Here is an 862-nt window from a genome sequence, read left to right as displayed (position 1 = left end):
CGTCGCCGGCGATCACCGCCACGGTACGCGGCACGCTTGGCGTCTCGGCGCACGGCAATTGGCCCGCCGCCGACATGCCAGCTTGGGGCAGTTGCTGGCCTTTTCGGTCACGTTCGCGGCCATGGCGATTATCGCGCTGATACGCGGCGATCTGGTGACCGCCTGGGAATCGCAGCTGCCCGAGGATACGCCCAACTACTTTGCCATCAATATCCAGCCAGCCGAGCGCGAAGGTTTTCGCGAGATCGTCGAGGATGCCAGTGATACGCGCAGCGATTTATATCCCATCGTGCGCGGACGACTGGTCTCCATCAATGGCAAGCCCGCAGATGCAACGGTACCGGCGGGTCAAGAAACGCCGGATGAGCTGCGCCGAGAACTCAATCTGACCTGGCGCGAGACACTGCCCGAGGGCAATCGCATCGTCGCCGGTGACTGGTTCGATGCGAACGCGCCTGTCGAAGACGACCGCCCTGTGCCGATCTCCATGGAGCAGGATCTGGCCGAGCGCCTGGGCGTGACGCTTGGTGAGGTGCTGCGGTTCGACATCGGCAGCGAACGCGTTTCAGGGCGCGTCACCAGTCTGCGCAGCCTCGACTGGGAAAGCTTCCGGCCCAATTTCTTCGTGATTTTCCCACCGGGGACGCTCGAGCGCTTCAGCCACAGCTATATCACCTCGTTTCATCTGGAGGGTGACCGTCAGGCGACCATCGGCAAACTGGTCTCACGCTATCCCGGTGTCTCGCTGCTTAATGTCGATGCCATTCTCGAACAAGTCCGCGAGTTACTGGGGCAAGTGACGCGTGCCATCGAACTGGTGCTGGTATTCGTGTTGCTGGCGGGGCTCAGCGTGCTTTACGCC

At 62.1% G+C, this 862-nt stretch carries 1 pseudogene; it reads left to right on the top strand.

Annotated features, from left to right (window positions below):
* Positions 1-862: pseudogene (locus OP495_RS18980) on the top strand (ABC transporter permease); the annotation flags it as partial.

Source organism: Chromohalobacter sp. 296-RDG (assembly GCF_029889885.1).
Taxonomy (GTDB): Bacteria; Pseudomonadota; Gammaproteobacteria; order Pseudomonadales; family Halomonadaceae; genus Chromohalobacter.
Note: the sequence above shows the minus strand (reverse complement) of the source record. Positions and strands in the feature narration are given on the sequence as shown.